Origin of the sequence: Paraniabella aurantiaca (assembly GCF_050309965.1) — a bacterium.
Classification (GTDB): Bacteria; Bacteroidota; Bacteroidia; order Chitinophagales; family Chitinophagaceae; genus Niabella.
The window spans coordinates 155311-174684 of record NZ_JBLOSY010000002.1 but is presented as its reverse complement, the minus strand read 5'-3'; the positions used below and the strand labels follow the sequence as shown (position 1 = coordinate 174684).

The window sequence follows — 19374 nt, the reverse complement described above, 5'->3', positions numbered from 1 at the left end:
CCTATTTTCTTTTTCTCCTGATTAATAAAATACTTCCCAGCAATAATATCAGGCCGGGAAGCACCCATATAAAAGTTATCTTTTGCACTTTAGCCGCACGTTCTCCAATATTCAGTAAAACATCCTTAGGCATCACAATCGGGATGTCTATGGGAAAATGATTGTAGGTAAGCCAACTGTGTGCTGCCCTGATAAAATCAGTGTTTTGGAGTAGTCTCATATTACTGATAAAATCAGCACCGCCAAAAACCAACACACGTTGTTCTTTATCATTTATCCTGCGGGTTAAATGTGTAGCTGTTGCCAAACTGTCCTTCATAACATCACCGGCAGCAGCATTAAATGGGGGTAATGTAGAATCAATCACAAGACTACCTGCTTTCAACCAGGTTTTTCCCTTTTGTGTTAGCAACAACGGTTTGTTGGTATAGTTGGTATTACTGTCACTAACAACAGCAGTAACAGTTGGTGTTCCAATAGGTCCGCCCCCTGCTTCAAATGAAAGGTTGATTGCTTCAGGTGTAAAAAGTGATATTACTTTTTCATGCGTTTCGTCATAACTGGGTTGTACAATCTGTCCCTTATGTAACTGTACCCCTAATTGTTTTAATACAGGGTTCATCACATATTGTTTGCCGGGTTTGCCCAATATCATCATATTGCCCCCTGCATCAATATAGCTTCTAATTTTTGCCTGAACCACGGGGCTTAAATCCATTATTGGATCTGCCAGCACAAGGACTTTTGTATTACCTGGTATGTTTTGAAAGTTTAGGTTGAGTGTATCCACATCCAGCCCCATGTTGATTATAGATTGCCGCTCCCACTTAGCGGTATGGCCCGAATAGCCTCTTTCGCCCATTATATGAATATTACGCTCCAGATCGCCCGTAACAAAGTATGTTTTTGAAATCTTTTCCGGCTCCAATAACCTCTTGAATACTGCCGCAACATTCGACAAGCCGGGCCAGGTTTGTAAATCATCCATGGTTCGTAGTATTTCCGTGCGTCCGCGGTACTTTAACTGCATCACCATACGGTTATACTCGGGGGTCATATCTGCCACTTTGCGTATTTGTTCCGGAGTTTTAAACTGTGTAAGATCAATATCGCTTCTCTGTGCAACTTTGGTAGCTATTTCTCGGACAGATTTCCCGGGGTATCTTTGATACCAGATGCTATCTGAAGTGCGGGGATCAATATCATAATAATATTCATATTTAAAATTGATATCGGGTTTAAAGCGCAGGTATGGCTCCCAAAAGCCCGCAAAATATTCAGGATTTCGAGATACAGGGAACCCTTTCTTTGTCATTGAAGTTGTACTCAACAGGTTATCAAACAGCGTCACCTCCAGGCTGCTGTCACCCATTGCCTTTATCAGGGCCTGCATTTCTTTGGGTATCGTGTTTTTTTGAGCGGCGGTAGTATCCCAGTAAGCTGTCAGCATAGGCCTGGAGCTGGTATAACCCACTACTAAAGCTAATACCATTACCAATGCATACCGCCCTGCTTTGATATACCAGGGCTTAGACTCCCGCTCTGACCGTAATTTGATGATGGTAAAACAAACAAAAATAAAAGCCACTACCAGGAAGTAAAAAATATCGCGGGTAATAATCAATCCCATTACCATTGTTTGGGTACGATGTTGCAGCGAGAGGAACCAGGTAAGATCCCTTATAAAATCATACTCCTGCCAGAGCATACCAATACGATCGAGCACAAATATGACCATAAAAGTACCTATGCCCGAAATAATAAAATGTATGGAAAGCGAAGACATATAAAGCCCGATGGCTGCATAGGCACATACCAGCAGGTAAAAGCCCAAAGCACCGGAAAAAAATAAGCCATAATCTGCATCATGTATATTTAAAAAACCCAGTACCATAAATACTACTATTACAGCCACCAGCATTAGCAGGTAGCAAACAATACCCAGGTATTTACCCAGCACCACCTGGCGGGTAGTTACCGGCGAGGAAAAGAGCAGACGCATCGTATCTTCATTCCTTTCGCGACTTACCAGCCCCATAGTTAAGAGGGGTATAAAAAGGTAGAGATAGGATGCTGCATTTTTATAGATACCACTAAAAAGTCCTCCGGTTAATGAGTTGGGCAGCCAGTTCCACCCGGGATTGCTGTTTTTAATCATTATTTCCTGGGTATTGGCCATACTGTATAAATTATTGCAATAAGTTAAAGAAGCTATTACCCAAAACACCAATAGGGTGAGCCATGCAATCGGCGAATAAAAAAGATTGCGTAATTCATTCTTGGCAATTTTAAATATGAGTTTCATTTTTGTTTTTATTTATATGCAATAGCTGTGTCACTTTTAGGCACTATATAGATGTATTATTTATCGTTCAGATCCCTGCTCATTATTTTCTTTTTCTTCTCGTAAGCAACACAATACCCATCAAAAGCAGTATAGATGGGATTACCCAGGTATATAATAATTTTTCCAATTTTGCCCAGGCAGGTGTCATTAGGAGTATATTGTCTTTAGGTATAGGGAAAGGCGTGTATACGGGGTAATGGTTATAGCTAAGCCAGCTAAAAAGCGACCTCGGGAAATCATATCCTATCAAGGTAACCCTCAATATGCTTAAAAAATCCGCATCACCGACTATAATCATACGTTGTTCCTTTCCGTTAAGCGGTCTTGCCAGTTGAATAGCTATTGGCGCCGAACTATCTTTTACATCCCCCAGGAGAGGGTTGAATACAGGTGCTATTGAATCTAATACAAGTTTATCCATCTTTCGCCAGGATTTTCCTGGTTTTATGGTCCATAAAGGGTCGATGGTATAACCATTATTTTGCTGATAAGACAATGCAGCAACGCCTGTAAATACTTTATAATTAGTATCTCCTTTAGGAAGACCTTTACCAACATATTTCATGAAATTCAGAAGCCCCAGGTTCTCATATTCTTTGGCGAGTAAATAACTGTATTGGGTTTTATAAGCAGATATTTTTTCTGCCGTTTCATGTTGTGATGGCTGTACCAACTGCCCGGGTAACATTTGAACCCCCATTTTTTGCAGCAACGGGTTTAATATGCCCTGCTTGCCTGGTTCGCCCAATACCAACATATTTCCACCATTATCAATATACTTCTCCAGTTTTCCTGTTACCACGGGGCTGAGCGCTTCTTTAGGATCAGCGAGCATTAGCATTGTCATATTCGCAGGAATTTCCTGCGTTGCCAGGTTAAGGGTATCCCCATCAAAACCCAGGGCGTAAAGGGAGTTCAACCAGCTATATTCCCGTTCCCCGGTTTTAAGCACACTGCGCTCGAGCTGGCCGGTAATAAAACCAATACGGGGCATTTTAGCGCCGCTCAATCGCCTGAAAGCGGCATTAAAAGGTGGTTCACTGGTGCTTCTTGCAGCAGTAAATACGCTTTCTCCGGTTTGAGAGGGGAAATAGTCTATGAAAAGAGAACGCTCCTTCCAGCTTAGTTTGGTGCCCACACCATAATCAATTTTTTGAAGATCGACTATTTTACTTATTTCTTCCGGCCCCATGAACATGGAGGAATCCACTTTTAACATCCTGGCAATAAGCCCTGCTATTTGCTTCAGGCTTTTCCCGGGAAAGGTCCTGTACAAATTATCATCGCCTGGTTTAACAGCATAGTAGTATACATATTTAAACCGGATATCTTTTTTAAATCTCCGGTATGGCTCCCATAGATCCAGGTAAGAGTTAATATTTACAGGAAAGCCTATATAGGCATAACGTGCCTCATCGGGATCTCCAAACAGGTTGGTATAAAGGGTTACTTCAAGCGGAGCACCCCGCAACAGGTCCAGGTTTTGCCGTGTGTTGGGATGAAGTGTATTGGTTTGTCTTGCAGACAAATCAAGATAACCTGTTAACGACTGGCGCGAGGAGATATATCCAATACCCAGCGCGATAATAATAACCACCAGGTAACGGCCCATCTTTAAGTAACGCGGCAGCGCTTGCATCTTACCTTTCAGCACGAATAGCGTGAAAACGATAAACATGGCTATTATTACTAAGAAATAAATAATATCCTTAGTGGTGAGCAACCCGTTTAAAATACGGTTGGTGCGGTTTTTTAAACTGAGGAAATAAGTAAGATCTCTTACAAAACTATATTGTTGCCATACCTGGTCTATATTGCCTAACACAATAAGGATAACAAAACTGATAAGCGCTGCAGCAATGGGGTAGCGGGTAAGGCTGGATGCGAAAAAACCAATGGCAGCGTAGGACGAGAGTAATAAGAAAATACCAAAGGCCGCTGACACTAAAAGGCCTGTATCAACAGATTGGATATCGAATGATGCAGTAACCATAAATACAGCCAATATCAGCAAGAATAACAAATTGAAAATAGTAAGACCCAGGTATTTGCCTATTACTAACTGGCGCAAACGTAAAGGTGAAGTATATAACAATTTAAAAGAGCCCGAATTAAATTCCCTGCTAATAACACCCATAGTAAGCAATGGTATAAACAGGTAGAGGTATTGCAGTATATTGGCGCACATTCCTGATATAGGGCTTGTAACTAAACCGGCAGTAAGGGTTGCAGGCGATATGTACTTAACGTGTGGGTATTCCTGTAATGCATTATACATGCTGTTAGCCAGGCGCGAAAATCGTTGCACATAAAATAAGGAACATAGCACCCAAAATAAAATCAACAGGAACCAGGCTACAGGCGTATAAAACAGGCTCCTTAATTCATTTTTTGCTATTTTAATAATCAATCTCATTTGATAACCTTTAATGTTTTATATTAATATCGGCAACAAAAAGCCTGTACCGCCTGGGCGAACCAAACGACTGTATTTAATTATAATAGTATGTTGGAGTATTTATTGTCCTGAAGTATCTGATAATTGCTTAAATACTTCATCGAGCACACCCTTATCAAGGTTAATCTCTTTTAGACGCCAGCCACCGGCCACACTGGCTGCAATAAGACGGTCGGTAATTTCTTCCTCGCTTCCCTCAAAATGAATCCGGGCCTGTTTATCCGAAATAAATTCTACCTGGTTAACGCCCGGTATATTTTCAAGATCAGCCTTTGCAGGCGGATGATCCATACGCATTAATACTGCGTTTGATGATGCATAATTATTAAAGGCATCCATGGTGTCAGAAAAAACAATTCTTCCACCTTCAATCATGATCACCTCTCTGCAAAGCAGGTTGACTTCGGAAAGCACGTGCGAGGAAAAAAGTACCGTACGTTCTTCCGCAATTTCTTTTATAATTTTCCTGGCTTCGATCATCTGGTTGGGATCGAGCCCATTGGTGGGTTCATCCATAACCACAAGACTTGGCTTATGAATGATAGCCTGTGCTATTCCAACCCGTTGGCGGTAACCACCCGAAAGATTTTTAATAAGCCGTGAACTGAAATGCGCCACACCGCAACGTTCTTTTACCTCTTCCACGGCAGCCTTTATTTTACTCTTTTCTATTAATCGCAATTCGGCACAATATACCAGGTACTCATCAATAGTAAGATCGGTATAAAGGGGCGCCGTTTGTGGTAAAAAACCAATTTGTTTTTTTGCTTCCAAAGGATGTTTCCGCAGGTTGATACCATTGATATATACATTCCCCTCTGTTTGATTAAGGGTACCACAAACAATATTCATGGTGGTGGATTTACCGGCGCCATTAGACCCCAGCAATCCAATAATGCCGGGGTGCTCAATTTCAATGTTGATATCCCTAATGGCCCAGGAATTGGTATATTTATGGGACAGGTTTTCAGTTTTTAATATCATAATTCAGGTTTCTTGATACTTGATGTTTGTTTCTTGATGCTTGATATCTGTAACGTTCTATTTATTGGGTAAAAGACCACTACCTTCTCTCTCCCGACATCTATCATCTTTTATGTTTTATAAATGGCAAAACAATTCCCACCGGGCCATTGAACCCGTTTTTTGATGCTGCCATTTTTTGTGGTAAACTTTAAGTCTTACTATTATTATCCCGTAATCGCACCTGAAGACTTCTTATTGCTGGCGCCGGTAAATCATTTTTAAAACCATAGCTGAATTTTCATCCATATCTTTTTCTGAATACCAATTGCCGGGATCTTCATAACCCGACTCATGTATTATATATAAATCCTCCTGGAGCGTTTTTGTATTACTGATATTGAAATAAAAAATGTTAAAAAAGCAAAAAATACAGATCAGGGTCATATTGCTTTTCACAAAACGGTGCGCCCGCATCAGGTGCACTTTTACAGTGTTAGCCGATATATTAAGGAAGCTCGCAATTTCATTACGGTTCAATCCTGCTTCACGATTAAGCCAATACACTTTTCTTTGCATTTGTGGCAATCGTATCAATATATTTTCGAATTGTTGCAACTGTTCTTTATACAACAACCGGCTTCCGGCTTCAACAGACAAGAGTTCAGCCGTTTCTTTCACAACCTGCACTCCTTTTATATGCCTGGCTTCTTTTTTAAGATGCTTATAGGCTTTATGTGTAGCCACGCGGTACAGCCAGCCGCCGGGGTTATCATATACTAGAACCTCCCTTTTACTCCACAATTTCAAAAAGCTATCCTGCAAAATATCTTCTGCCGTATGCATACATTTTGTAATAGCATATAAAGCAGGCAACAGTTTGGGTGTATATAATTCAACCACCTCCCTGAATATATTTTCCTGGCTAAAAGCAATACCAGTATAGGAATTATGTTCCTTCATTGTAATCATTTAGTTATCACATTGCAGTTGCAATCATTTTCGACCCGCTCTCCTGATTTATTATTAGTCAGCAAAGCTGAAACCTATTTCTTTTGCCAGCCCTTTAACAACTTTAAACTTTTGAAGTACCAATGGGTATGCGGTATAGACAGCTTCAAACTGTGCTGTAGTATCGTAAAAAAATAATGCCTCCAGATAAGCAATTAAATCGTCTTGCTGATAAGGAGTCCACACCGCTGAAAGGTTAGTGGGGTTACGTTTAATAAAACCAAAATCTTCCAGTGTAAGGGATTCATCCGGAGATAATGCTGATAGTGGCTGAACATAAACCGACATACCGGGGGCACTGTTCACAGATATGTTGTAAAAATCGGCGTTTAAGCGCGTGCTGTACTCAACATGCAGTTTTTTCAGCATGAGCATTGCCAGTACAGAGGCTGCATTGCTCTTCTGGCTCAATACCGACATAGTATCTGCGCGAACTGCTTTTATTATAACCGTGTTAAAACCCACATAAGGCTTATTCACCGTTGTTGTGGTACCGGAACCGGAGGTTCCCCTTAACCGTATAGAATCTACGAGTAATATGCTCTGTACGGGTAATGCACCGTTAATACGGGGCAATACTTTATCCTCTAGAAAAGGTAACATAGGTAGCACCTTTTCTTTTTTTGATAATAGTCGAAAAAAAAGGAAAGTATTTATTCCTGAGGGAGAGTAAGCTGTTGCCAGTTTAATGTAAGAGTAGCGTGGCACACCGTCATTGTCGCCTATCTGTTCGCGCGCAATGGTATCGTTATAAAATACCGGTACTCCAGTGGCGTGGTAAAACTGGTAAATAGCGTGCTCTACCGGGTCTGAGGGGTTATCTTTTACTACCAGATAATTTTCATCCTTATTGCTGGGTTGCAAAGTCGCTTCCTTTTTGCAGCCAGCCAGCAACAGTAGCAAGAACATTGTTGGTATATAGTAATTCAATTTATACATAGTTTATTATCTTCTACGATGTAAGATGTATAGTTTAAAATCTCTTGGACTCGACATTTGCTATTTAATCCTTTATCACGCATCCACTACTCTGCCACTTATTACTCATTACTCCTCACTTATCAGTCTCCCGTTATCAGCGGCCGCTCCGGCCTTGGTTCGTTGGTAATTTCTCCTTTATTAAACTCAACTTCTGCTTCAGGTATGGGTAACACGTATGCAGCTTCATCCTGTGCGTACGGCTTTAGTTCATAATACCCCTGTATGTATCGACCGTCATTATCATAGGCAAAGGATCGGTGCCGGATAGTTTTACCAAAGGGGTATTTGCTATTAACACCGTAGCGCCGCAGGTCAAACCAGCGATGTTGTTCAAAACAAAGTTCGCGCCGGCGCTCCTCCCGTATAAAATTCACAAGACCGGCCCCGTTCAGTTGAACAGTTGTCAGGTCCTCCGTTGTAAACCTGTTTTTGCGTAACGCCTGCAAAACTTTGATAGCTTCGGCATTAAATCCCTGAGCAGCCAGTGCTTCCGCCTGGTTCAGGTATAATTCGGGCAACCGAATCGTGGTCCAGTCGTATAAATCGCCTGATTTCCTGACTAACCAATCGCCCTGATCTGTTTTTATGAAAAACCACTGCAGCCGCAAGTCCCGGTTTGAATAGATATTCAGCAAATCTTCGGATACCCGATAATTATTAGGACTAGTAGCGGACAGGTTTATTCGCATTATATCTGCAATTCCCAAAGGATCATTCTCGTAAGCCGGACCATGAGGTAGAGTAAAGATTGTTTCGGACGAAAGCCGTATGTTAAAATAGCTCCCTGCAGCCATTCCATTCATATCCCGCAGCCGGTACTGTTTTTGTAATACTTTATTAGCGTAGGTTTGTGTCTTTTCATACTGCTCCATATACAAGTATACCCGGCTTAGCAAGGCCTGCGTTGCGGCCTGGTTAGCTCTTATAACAGATTGGCTGTTCATTCCTTCCAGTTCTTTCTCAGCGTCCAGCAGGTCCGCCTCTACCTGGTCATACACCTGCTGTACCGTAGCCCGGGAAAAGTATTTCAATTCCACATCAGGTGTCACTTTCAAGGGTACGCTATAATCCGTACCGGCAGTTGCTATGCGGTAAGGCTTACCATATGTGTTAGCTAATACCAGGTAAAAATAGGCCCTTAAAAAATGGGATTCTCCTGCAATACGTTGCAGTTGTTTTTCAGGTCCGCCCTTTTCCAGCAGTAAGCGTACGTTGTATAAAATGGTATTGAGTGCCGCAATTCTTTTATATAATGTACCATAAGACTCTCCGTAAGAACTATTAAATTTCCCATCGTCCTGTATAGAAGGCATCCTTTGCCAATTATGCACACCAAATAAATTGTATGAAGATACAGTTTTTACCGGTGGGTTTTGCTCCATGTCATCATCCAGGAGATCCTGTTCTGCCCAAGACACAGTTAAACCGGGAGCGTATGCCATTCCAACCAGCAGTTCATCCAGGTCGGACGCAGACTCAATAAAAGTTTGGTTTTGCGAATATTCAGCCAGAAATTTTTTGCAGGAAGCTGCTGTTAAAAGCAATATCCCTGTTATCAGTTTTATAATTGATTTCATGTATAAATAATTGGAAGGAGTAATCAATAATCTCTAATGAATGACTCAAGATTTAATATTCAAATGGTCTCTCCCGGTCAGAAGCTCACATTGACTGCAAATACGTATACGGGACGCAATCCCAGGTTGATATTAGCGCTTGAACCCGATTGAGTAGGATCCTGTCCCCGTAAATCCCTATGCACCCAGGTAACCAGATTGGACCCGGAAAAGCTTAAGTTGGCAGCCTTTAGAAGCAGTCGCTGACATAATTGCCGGGGACATGTATAATTAAGCGTAGCTGACTGCAGTTTGAGGTAATTGCCACTTACTACCCGTATATCTGCGTTGTCGTACATCTGGTAATAATCTGAACCAATACCCAATGATTCATCCCACCATCTTACGGCCACGCCCTGCGGAGCCAGACCGGGGATATTGGTTTTTTGCTCATCGCCCGGATAACGCCAGCGATCCACAAACTCCCTGCGCAGGTTTTGTTGTGCATTGGGCCGATAGGTGCCGTAATTTCCCGAGGCAATTTTAAGAAGACGCATTTTATTACCGAAACTATAAGTAAGCATTGTATTCAACGACCAGGGACCATAAGCAATATAACTGGATATGCCCCCCTGTACCAACGGCTCCCGCCTGCCGGCCTCTACCATCACTTCCCTGAAAACCTCCTCAACAGCCATATTACGGTACTTATCAATAAGCGCTGCCGCATTATCTGCTTCAGCTCCGTAAAAGGACGGCTGACCATCCCTGTTAAGTCCTTTAAGACGGTAAGCATAAAATGTATTGATGGTTTTGCCATTCACTGGTACCTGGCCTTCTAAATAGTCGCTATAACTTATGTCACCAAGATCTATTATTACTTGTTGCTGATTCTTATTTAGCGCCTGATCAAGTAGTTTATTAAATACCTGTCCCAGCTGAGGATCGATACGCCATACCAGCCTTTTTTTCTGGCTACCCAATGTTGTATTCAACGGGGTAAAATTGAAGCTCAGCTCCATGCCCTTATTTTCTAAAGTGCCGGCATTTACTATATAATTATTTATTCCGTTGACATCAGATACTTTTCTCGTTAAAAAGGCATTGCTGGTTTTTTTGTAAAAAAATCCTACAGAACCATTTAATCGGTTGTTAAAAAGTGCAAAGTCTAATGCCGCATTATAGGCATCTGTTTTTTCCCATTGCAGATTGGGGTTAGGAAAATAAGCGATAGAAGATCCAAATGCTCCATACAAGCTATATAAAGGTCCCTTTTTCATAATGGTATAGGGGGTTTGTCCGGGTAACATATTGCCCTGAGTGCCATAAGAAAAGCGCAGGGCCGCCAGGTTCACCCATTTTATCTCTTTCAACAAATCCTTATCCATATTCCAACGGGCTGAGAGTCCCCAGGTGGGCAGGAAACGTTCATTGCTGCGGCTGCCAAAAGCGTTAGAAAAATCGCTTCTTGTATTAGCACTCAATACATATCGGTCGTCATAAATATAGCTGGCTGTAGCATAAGCAGAAAGCAGGTTGGTAAGTCCTGTAGTAATTACAGGTTGCGCATTAGTTGCCAACCAACCTGCATAAGCGGTATAAACAGCGGTATTTATTTCTGCAAAACTATGCCCTCTTTCCGGGTAATACCCCCGGCTTACCTGCTCTATATCATTGCTTTTTACAGAAGATATTTCTCCACCCAATGTAACATTTAAAAGATGCTTTTTATCGGCATCAACAAAGCGACTGAAATTGGCCTGGGCACGTGCTGTATAGGCCGCTTGCCGCGTATTTTGCTGCTGCAGTTCACCTCCAAAAGGTATCTGGTTTTCGCTTGGTGCTTCAGGAGTGGTACCACTCAATATATCTACCCAATTTGTTTTCTCACCAAACCAGGTTTGTTGTTCTGTATTTGAAGAGGTGTAAGATAAAACAGTTTCCAGTTGCAGACCATGCATTACCTGGTAATTGATATTAGCTATTGCCGTATAACTGCTCCCATCTACTGTATGACCGGTGTTATCCATCTCATTCAACACATTGAAAGAAGGTTTTGCAGAGGCATAAGTGTTAATGCTTTTGGTCGAGGCAAAATAATACAGGCTGCCATCTTCATTATATAAGGGTATGGCCCGACTGGTTCCGTAAGCATAATTTAAAATGCCCAGGTCAGCGGGCGTATACTCGCGATTATTTTTGTTGGCCATGATGCTAAACTGCGCTTTGAGGTTTTTATAATTTACATCAAATTTTACCTGTCCGGTATAGCGCTTATTAAATTCTCCTTTGATGACACCCCGCTCATTGGTATAGCCGACCGATGCATAATAGCCGCCGCGTTGGGTGCCGCCAGATATCCCCAGGGTATGATTAGAGGATAATACATCCTGCGTTACCGCCCCCAGCCAGTCGGTGTTCATGGTCTCCGCTCTATCCACCCGTTGCTTATACGTATTATAATCAATACTGCCATTGTAATAATCGATTATAGCTTTTTCGTAAGCTTCGGGAATACCTTGTACCGGAATCTGCCGCTGTATCAGCTCGCGGGATACATCCACCCGTTCCAAAGAATTCATCATATACACATCCCTGTCGGTATACCGCGGGCGACGGGTCATATTTACGTTGGCATTATAAGTAACAGTTGGCGGGCCGGGCATACCTCTTTTAGTTGTAATTACAATAACCCCGTTGGCAGCCCTTACTCCATACAACGCAGTAGCTGCGGCATCTTTTAGCACAGCGATGTCCTGGATATCGGCTGGGTTAAGACCGGAAATAGCATTCCCCACCAGGTTTACAAAATCGAGGTCGTTGATGCGGTTAGCAGCAATGGGCACGGGGTCCACCTGAACAATGCCGTCTACTACCCAAAGCGGTTCCCGGTTGCCCAAAAAGGTGGAAGTACCACGGATACGTAGTTTGGGCGCGGCCCCTGCCTGCCCCGAGTTCTGCATCATAATCAACCCAGGAACCCTTCCTTCCAGCATTTTATCTACCGTGGTAAGGCCCGGCTGATAAATGGAATCCATATTCAAACGTGTTACAGATCCAGTCAGGTATTTTTGCTCAATCTTCTGGTAACCGGTGGAAATGGTCACTTCTTCCATACTGTTTACATTGGGCGCCATTACCACATCAATCACACTGCGGTCTTTCACCGCTACCCGCTCCTGCTGGTAGTTTACAAATGAAAAGATCAATTGCTCATCAGGTCCTGCATAGATCCTGTATTCTCCATTAGCATTTGTGATCATCGTCCTGGTCTTACCTTCCACCTGAACCGAAGCACCTTCCAGCGGTTCCTTATCCCTGTTGGTTACCCGGCCCGTGATCAACTGCGCCAGGCTCTGGGCAACGGCTACCGAAATAGTGACCGTAGGTTTATCTTTTATAATAATGATACGATCTGCCGCCTGTATTTCGTAGCTTATTTTCTGATCATTAAAACAGAGATCCAGCACCTGTGTCAATGGCTGGTTAGTGACGTTAACGGTTACCGGTTTGGCCGCGTCCATTTGCGATTTGGTATACACAAACCGGTAAGAAGTTTGTTTCTGAATCGTTTTTAATACCGCAGTTAAGGGTTGATTTTTGGCTTTCAATGTTACCGTTTGCCCGCTCGCATGGTATCTACAGAACAAGACAGCGCAGCATACAAAAAATCTCAACGTAGCAGATTGTGACATATAATTAATAGTGGCTTTATATCAACGACATAAGTTTCTCCTGAGCTTATCATAAGCTCCTTCTTCCTATTTCAACTGTTATAAAAATCTGATTAAGGTTTTACAATCACTTTTTTCCCTTCTACTGTAAAATGAATACGCCCGGTTTTTTCTAAAAATCCCAACACTTTGGAAAGCGGCGCATCCCTGGAAATAGCTGCGGTAAACAGTTCTGTTACTTTATTGCCGCGGTACTCCACTTCAATATCATACCATTGTGACAGCAGGTTCATAATAGATCCCACATCTTTATTTTCAAAGAGGAACAAGCCTTCCTTCCAGGCAATAACTTCCTCCATATTTACGTTCTTAGTCACTTCAAGGATATCACCTGCTGCTACCGACTGCTGCCCGGGATTCAATAATTTCTCCCTGCCGCTGTTGAGCACTTTTACAGCACCTTCGAACAAGGTAGTACGTACCGCTGCTTCATCCGGATATGCGTTGATATTAAAATGTGTACCCAATACCTCCGTAGCAGTACCATTGGCCATCACCACAAACTTTCTGGCGGGGTCTTTGGTTACTTCAAAATAACCTTCTCCCTCCAGCTCTACCGTACGATTGGCACCTACAAAAGCAACTGGATACCTGATAGACGACCCGGCGTTTAACCACACATGTGAACCGTCAGACAGTATGATATCGATAACCTTACTGCCACGTGGATTAGATAGTGTATTGTATTGCAGTTCTTTCAGTATTTGTCCCTCAGCTGTCTGATAGGCAATTTGCCCGTTGGCCAGTTTTACCAACCTGATATTACCTACCTGCCCCAGTTGCCCGTTGCCCGCACTGTCTAAGTACACCTGGCTACCATCTGCCAGGGTAATCGTAGCCCTGTTGGTAACAGGCGCTACAATATTTTCTATCGAACTGGTGACCGTATGATCCTGTGATTTATTATTCTCCTTATAATAATACACCCCCAGGCTTAATAGAAGGAGAACTGAAGCCGCCGCCCAATACCATCGTGCTTTCCTTACCGCTAACTGTTTAACACTACTACGTTCTATCTCAATTTGCTTCTTCAAAGAAGCCTTTATACGCTTTTTTACTTCCGGAAAAACAGCCTCACTCTGTTCCCACTGTTTTATGTCGTCGATCATCAGCAAATCCAGATCTGCTTCATACTCCTCATGCTGAAGTAACTCTAACAATACCGCAGCTTCCGCTTCGGTCAACGTACCATTCTGGTAACGCTCCACATAGTACGATAGTGATTGTTTAGCCATGCTCTAATGTATATAACCCCGGTTTTTAAAAACAGGACAGGTCAATGTTAATTTTTTTTAAACAAACAGGTCGCAGATCAGTAATAACCAACCGGAATGGCTTACGATTATGCCCAGTTTCTCCTTCAAATAGCTCCTCAAAAACACCAATGCTTCAACAATATGTTGACGCACAGCGCTCCTTGAAATGTTTAATTGAGCTGCTATCTGGTCGTAGGTAAGGTTTTCCACCCGGCTTAATAAAAACACTTCTTTTCTTCTGGGAGGAAGATTGTCTATAGCTTGTTGCAACACCCGTTGTAATTCTTTTACTTCAAGGCTTACGGCCTCCGGGTCGGCCAATATATCATTCAAGGGGTCAACCAGTTCTGTAGTCCGGCTGGCTAATTGCTCTTTAAACGCAGTCTTTGCCCGGTTGCGTGTGATGACGTAAACATAACCGGCAAAGTTTTCAATGCCGGCCAACTTCTTACGGTTATTCCATATTCTCAAAAAAATATCCTGGGTGATCTCTTCCGCCTTCTCTGCATTTTTTATAAAAGATAAAAGATGGGGGTAAATAATATCAGTATAGTGATCTACTATAACAGCAAACGCCTTTTCATCTCCTTCGGCTACGCGCAAGAGAATCTCATCTTCATTATTTAGATAGGTAGAAGCCACAATGATCGCATGAAAAATATGATTTTTTCCCCTAATACTTTACAACAAGGGATACTCCTTAAGCAGTTGTCAATGACTTGACATACCAAAATTAAGGTTTTCAATTAAAATATGGCTGCTTCCAATAAGCCGGGGGAAACGAAAATTTAATAGCAAGGCATCGTTCTGAATCGTTTGATGTACAATTTATATAGGGAAAGAAGTGTACGTTTCAAAGAAGTTGGCTGTCTAGTAGCAAACAAATCAGACCTAAAGGATCACTGGAGAATGCAAGTAATTAAGGCAGCCACAACATCATTGTATAGAAAAGCGGTATGCGTCCTATATGAAGGTTCCTGTTCAAATTAAAAGATAAATACCACCGGGTTTTGTTTTAAATTTCAGCACATAAAATGCTCCCTCCTTTTGAGATGTTGCACCGGTTGCAGCTATTTTCAACGGTCTTGCTGACCTGACAATACATTCGTTGCCATTCAAGGATTTGATCTGGGCCTGCTCTATTTCACCATTTTGCCATTTCATATCTACTTCAAAGCCGCCCCGGGCTTTTAAGCCCCGCACACTTCCCTTTGCCCAGGCCTGCGGCAGTGCGGGTAATAAATGCAAAGTACCTGAATGGCTTTGTAAAAGCATTTCGGCCATTCCCGCAGTGCCTGCAAAATTTCCATCTATTTGAAAGGGCGGGTGCGCATCAAAAAAATTGGGATAGGTACCGCCGCCTTTATGCATATCCAATTTCCCGTTGTCGGTATATTTCAGTAGCTGCCTTACCAGATAGTAAGCATGATCACCATCCTGTAATCGGGCCCACCAATTAATTTTCCAGCCGCGGCTCCACCCCGTGCCTTCATCCCCACGCATCTGCAGTGTTTTCTTTGAAGCCTCAAAAAATCCAGATGTTCCATCGGCTGTTATCTGGTACCCGGGATAAAGCCCAAACAAATGTGAAACGTGCCGGTGCTGCGGGTCTGTTTCATCAAACTCTTTATACCACTCCAATAGCTGTCCCTTTTTACCTACCTGCATGGGGAATAATTTTGAACGTTTTTCCAAAACGGAATCTCTGAAAGCTTTATCGGTGTTTAGTATTTTAGATGCTTCGGCCATATTGGTAAAAAGATCCCAAATAATCGCCATATCCATTGTTGATGCAACAGACACGCTTTGAGATTTACCGTTCACATCTTTGAACCTGTTTTCAGGCGATACCGAAGGGGCCGTAACCCAATACCCGCTACCGTCTGGTATCAGCCAATCGAACATAAATTCCGCTGCACCCTTCATTAACGGGTAGGCTGTTTTTTTTAAGAACATTTTATCGCCGGTATAATTGTAATGCTCCCATAAATGCCGGGCCAGCCAGGCACCGCCCAATGGCCAATTGGCCCATACCGGGTCGCCCGTCCCGAAATCTCCTACCGGATTGGAAAGCGCCCAGATATCTGAATTGTGATTGGCGGTCCATCCCCGTGCATCATAAAACTCCCGCGCTGTACGGGTTCCGGTTACAGACAGGTCTTTTAAGAAATCGAGCAGGGGCTGATGCATTTCAGAAAGATTAGTGACCTCAGCCGGCCAATAATTCATTTGCGTATTAATATTTATCGTGTAGTTGGAGCTCCATGGAGCTCTGAGTTCCTTGTTCCAGATGCCCTGCAGATTAGCAGGTGGTGACCCGGGACGGCTGCACGAGATCAGTAAGTACCGGCCATACTGAAAATATAATATCTCTATGAAGGGGTCGACAGCCCCTTTCGAATAGTTGAGTAATCTTTTATCGGAAGGAAGTTTAACCTGGGGGTTGTTGCGTCCTAAACTGTCATTAATTTCCAGTGACACCCTGTCAAAAAATTTTTTATAATCAGCCAGGTGTTGTTGTAACAGTTGCTTATAACCGGTTTTCAAGGCACCCGCCAGGTAAGATCGAGACAGGGCTTTCTCATCTTTACCCTCGCTATCGGGACATTTATCAAACCCATTAAAACTGGTTGCGGCAGAAAAGTACATCACTACCTCTGTGGCATTTTTAACGGCTAATTCCTTACCCTCCTGCTTTACAGTACCAGTGTTGGTTACTACCTTCAACCTGGCCTGGAAACGCATACCATTGCAGCCAGATGTATCCAGTTGAATTATGTGCTCCCGGTCCTTGGGATTATAATAGCTGGGATCTACATGCGCAGGGGCTTTACCTGTTAGCACCAGCTCATTATTTTCAAACGTGGCCAGGGAAGATTGCAGCGGGCTGGCTGCACTAACATTAAACGCAAGAGCTCCAGGCCTACTGGCTGTAATTTTAATGACTATTATGTTTGCCGGCGCCGAAGCAAATATCTCACGCGTATATGTCACGTTTCCGGCTTTAAACCTGGTAGTTGCAACTGCTCTTTCTATATCCAGATCTCGATAATATTCCGTAACGGCCTTTGAATTAAATTTCTGAGTAATTTTCAAATCACCTAAAGGCATGTAGGATTGTGTATAAGGCCCCTGCATGCTTCGCGCCAACCTATCAGCAGTTCCGTAATCTTCATTTTCTAACAGTGCTTTTCGTATTTCGGGCAAGTATTTAGAAGCGCCGGGGGCAATTTGCTTCGGTAAGGGTCCCCCACTGTATAATGTACTTTCATTTAGCTGCAAAAGCTCCTCCTCTACCCCGCCAAAAATCATAGCACCAATTCTACCGTTACCTACGGGCAAAGCTTCTATCCATTGCGTTGCAGGTTTATCGTACCATAATTTAAGAGGTTGAGTATATCCCTGTTTCATTGACAGAGTAACAACAACTGTAAGCAAAGTAAAGAGTCTTCCTTTTTTCATTCGTAACGGGTTTATTGATTTCAGCCAAATGAAATTGACCAGGATACAACTTTCGTTCTCCTGTGCGAAAAATAAAAATTTCTACATGAATCTTTCACTTTGACAACTTTCAATCCTTATGTATTTGTAGTTAATAGAGAGGTTCAATTTTTGTTAGTTTCGAAGTTACCAAACTAAACATCCGGTTCTGGCAATGTATAAATCGAAAGTACGCATGAAGCAACCTATAACGGCCATATTTGGTCTTTGAGTTATAACCATAATGACTTGCAAATTTAGCCGAAACAACTTACATGGATCATTCTGTATCCTTTTTATATTTCTCACTTCAACTATTGCCGATAATCACGCAATGTTATAGCGAAAAATAATTTTCATAAGGGAGCAAATGACAAAAGATAGTGGATAAAACGATATTTAGCAAAGATGTAAATATTTAATTGTTGTTACGAGTAGAACTACATTCCAGAAAAATAAGCAACTATGTTACTGTTTGCAGAAGGGTTCATCGGCTGAAAATTAAACCGGATAATATCTGACAGCTAATACCATTTCGTAGACTATTACAATAATGAGAAGAAATCAACGGCTGACAAAGAAAAATATGTTGCTTTAAAATATTTTGTAAGTCAATTTATCCTATAACTGAGCGCTCCATTTTTTCGGTTTTGTTCCCAGGTGCCTTTCAAATAAACGTCCAAAATAACTTAGGTTTGAAAAACCTAACTGATAGCCGGCTTCCGATACAGATAAATGCTCTTGCCGCATCAGCCTTGCTGCTTCCTGCATGCGAAGGTGCTGGTAATATTCATAAATACCTTTTCCAAATACCTGGGTAAAAAGTTTACGGAGTTTAAGAGCATTCATTCCGCTCATCTTTATAAGCTGACTCTGTTCAAATGGCTGATACAATGAGGAAGCGATTTTATCACGAACTTTGTATAAAGCTTCTATTTCATAGTTACTAAGATTTTGATGCACCCTATCCTGCCGGCTTAACAAATTCCTGAAAAGATTATAAAGCAGCTCCAGCGCCTTCAGTTTATAGTATGCGTCGGACAGAATGACTGCTGATAAATTGGCGACTTCGTTAACAACAGTTGCCACTTCCGGGGACATAAATTCCTCGATAAAAAGGGTTTTATCTTCAATAAAAAGATAATCAAACTTACTATGATCACGGCCTATAAATTTTTTTAAATACTCAAGCTCAATTAAGATCGTTACCTGCCTGATATTTATCCCCCTGGGAAAAATGACTTCGCTGTCTAAATGCAATAGTGTTATACGAACATGTGGTTGTAATAATAGCCTTTCATGAGGTAAAGCTTTGCCCGGTACATTGAATATATTTTGAAAGGAAACCAATAAACCGTTTTTAATTATATCAATGGACTTCCTTTTATACGAAAAAGTTTCTCTGGCAATAACGGAACGTATCATTATCAACATTTCGGGAAGTAGGTCTATTATTTTCACTTCGTTAACCTGCAGTAGTTTAAGGTCTGCCTCCGAGGCTGAAACAGGAATGCCCATTTGCCCGGCCCAGTAGAGCATTTGTTGTTTACTATCTGTAGCGTTCATTTTTTAGGACTATTTTTAGTAC

The 19374-nt window shown here is 42.2% G+C and carries 11 protein-coding genes; all 11 read right to left on the bottom strand.

Features of this window, described 5'->3' with window-relative positions; genetic code table 11:
* Position 1: 1 nt before the first annotated feature.
* The 11 genes from ACLOAU_RS15550 to ACLOAU_RS15500 all read right to left on the bottom strand — a co-directional run bounded on the left by ACLOAU_RS15550 (position 2) and on the right by ACLOAU_RS15500 (position 19352).
* Complete coding sequence (locus tag ACLOAU_RS15550) at positions 2-2305, bottom strand: ABC transporter permease subunit (RefSeq protein WP_427862816.1); 2304 nt, start codon at positions 2303-2305, stop codon at positions 2-4.
* Between the two features lie 82 nt (positions 2306-2387).
* Complete coding sequence (locus ACLOAU_RS15545; RefSeq protein ID WP_427862815.1) at positions 2388-4763, bottom strand: Gldg family protein; 2376 nt, start codon at positions 4761-4763, stop codon at positions 2388-2390.
* Between the two features lie 102 nt (positions 4764-4865).
* Positions 4866-5789 (bottom strand): ABC transporter ATP-binding protein, encoded by a 924-nt coding sequence (locus ACLOAU_RS15540; protein ID WP_427862814.1) that lies wholly within the window; start codon positions 5787-5789, stop codon positions 4866-4868.
* Between the two features lie 234 nt (positions 5790-6023).
* Complete coding sequence (locus ACLOAU_RS15535) at positions 6024-6731, bottom strand: RNA polymerase sigma factor (protein WP_427862813.1); 708 nt, start codon at positions 6729-6731, stop codon at positions 6024-6026.
* A 63-nt stretch (positions 6732-6794) separates the two neighbouring features.
* Positions 6795-7718 (bottom strand): hypothetical protein, encoded by a 924-nt coding sequence (locus tag ACLOAU_RS15530; RefSeq protein WP_427862812.1) that lies wholly within the window; start codon positions 7716-7718, stop codon positions 6795-6797.
* A 122-nt stretch (positions 7719-7840) separates the two neighbouring features.
* Complete coding sequence (locus ACLOAU_RS15525; protein ID WP_427862811.1) at positions 7841-9337, bottom strand: RagB/SusD family nutrient uptake outer membrane protein; 1497 nt, start codon at positions 9335-9337, stop codon at positions 7841-7843.
* Between the two features lie 77 nt (positions 9338-9414).
* Complete coding sequence (locus tag ACLOAU_RS15520; RefSeq protein WP_427862810.1) at positions 9415-12927, bottom strand: SusC/RagA family TonB-linked outer membrane protein; 3513 nt, start codon at positions 12925-12927, stop codon at positions 9415-9417.
* A 176-nt stretch (positions 12928-13103) separates the two neighbouring features.
* Positions 13104-14285 carry a FecR family protein gene (locus tag ACLOAU_RS15515; RefSeq protein WP_427862809.1) on the bottom strand — a complete coding sequence of 394 codons (1182 nt, stop codon included), beginning with the start codon at positions 14283-14285 and terminating at the stop codon, positions 13104-13106.
* 57 nt (positions 14286-14342) lie between these two features.
* Positions 14343-14948, bottom strand: a complete 606-nt coding sequence (locus tag ACLOAU_RS15510) for an RNA polymerase sigma factor (protein ID WP_427862808.1) — start codon at positions 14946-14948, stop codon at positions 14343-14345.
* Positions 14949-15287: 339 nt separating this feature from the next.
* Complete coding sequence (locus ACLOAU_RS15505) at positions 15288-17768, bottom strand: glycoside hydrolase family 95 protein (protein ID WP_427862807.1); 2481 nt, start codon at positions 17766-17768, stop codon at positions 15288-15290.
* A gap of 639 nt (positions 17769-18407) precedes the next feature.
* Complete coding sequence (locus ACLOAU_RS15500) at positions 18408-19352, bottom strand: helix-turn-helix transcriptional regulator (protein WP_427862806.1); 945 nt, start codon at positions 19350-19352, stop codon at positions 18408-18410.
* Positions 19353-19374 lie beyond the last annotated feature (22 nt).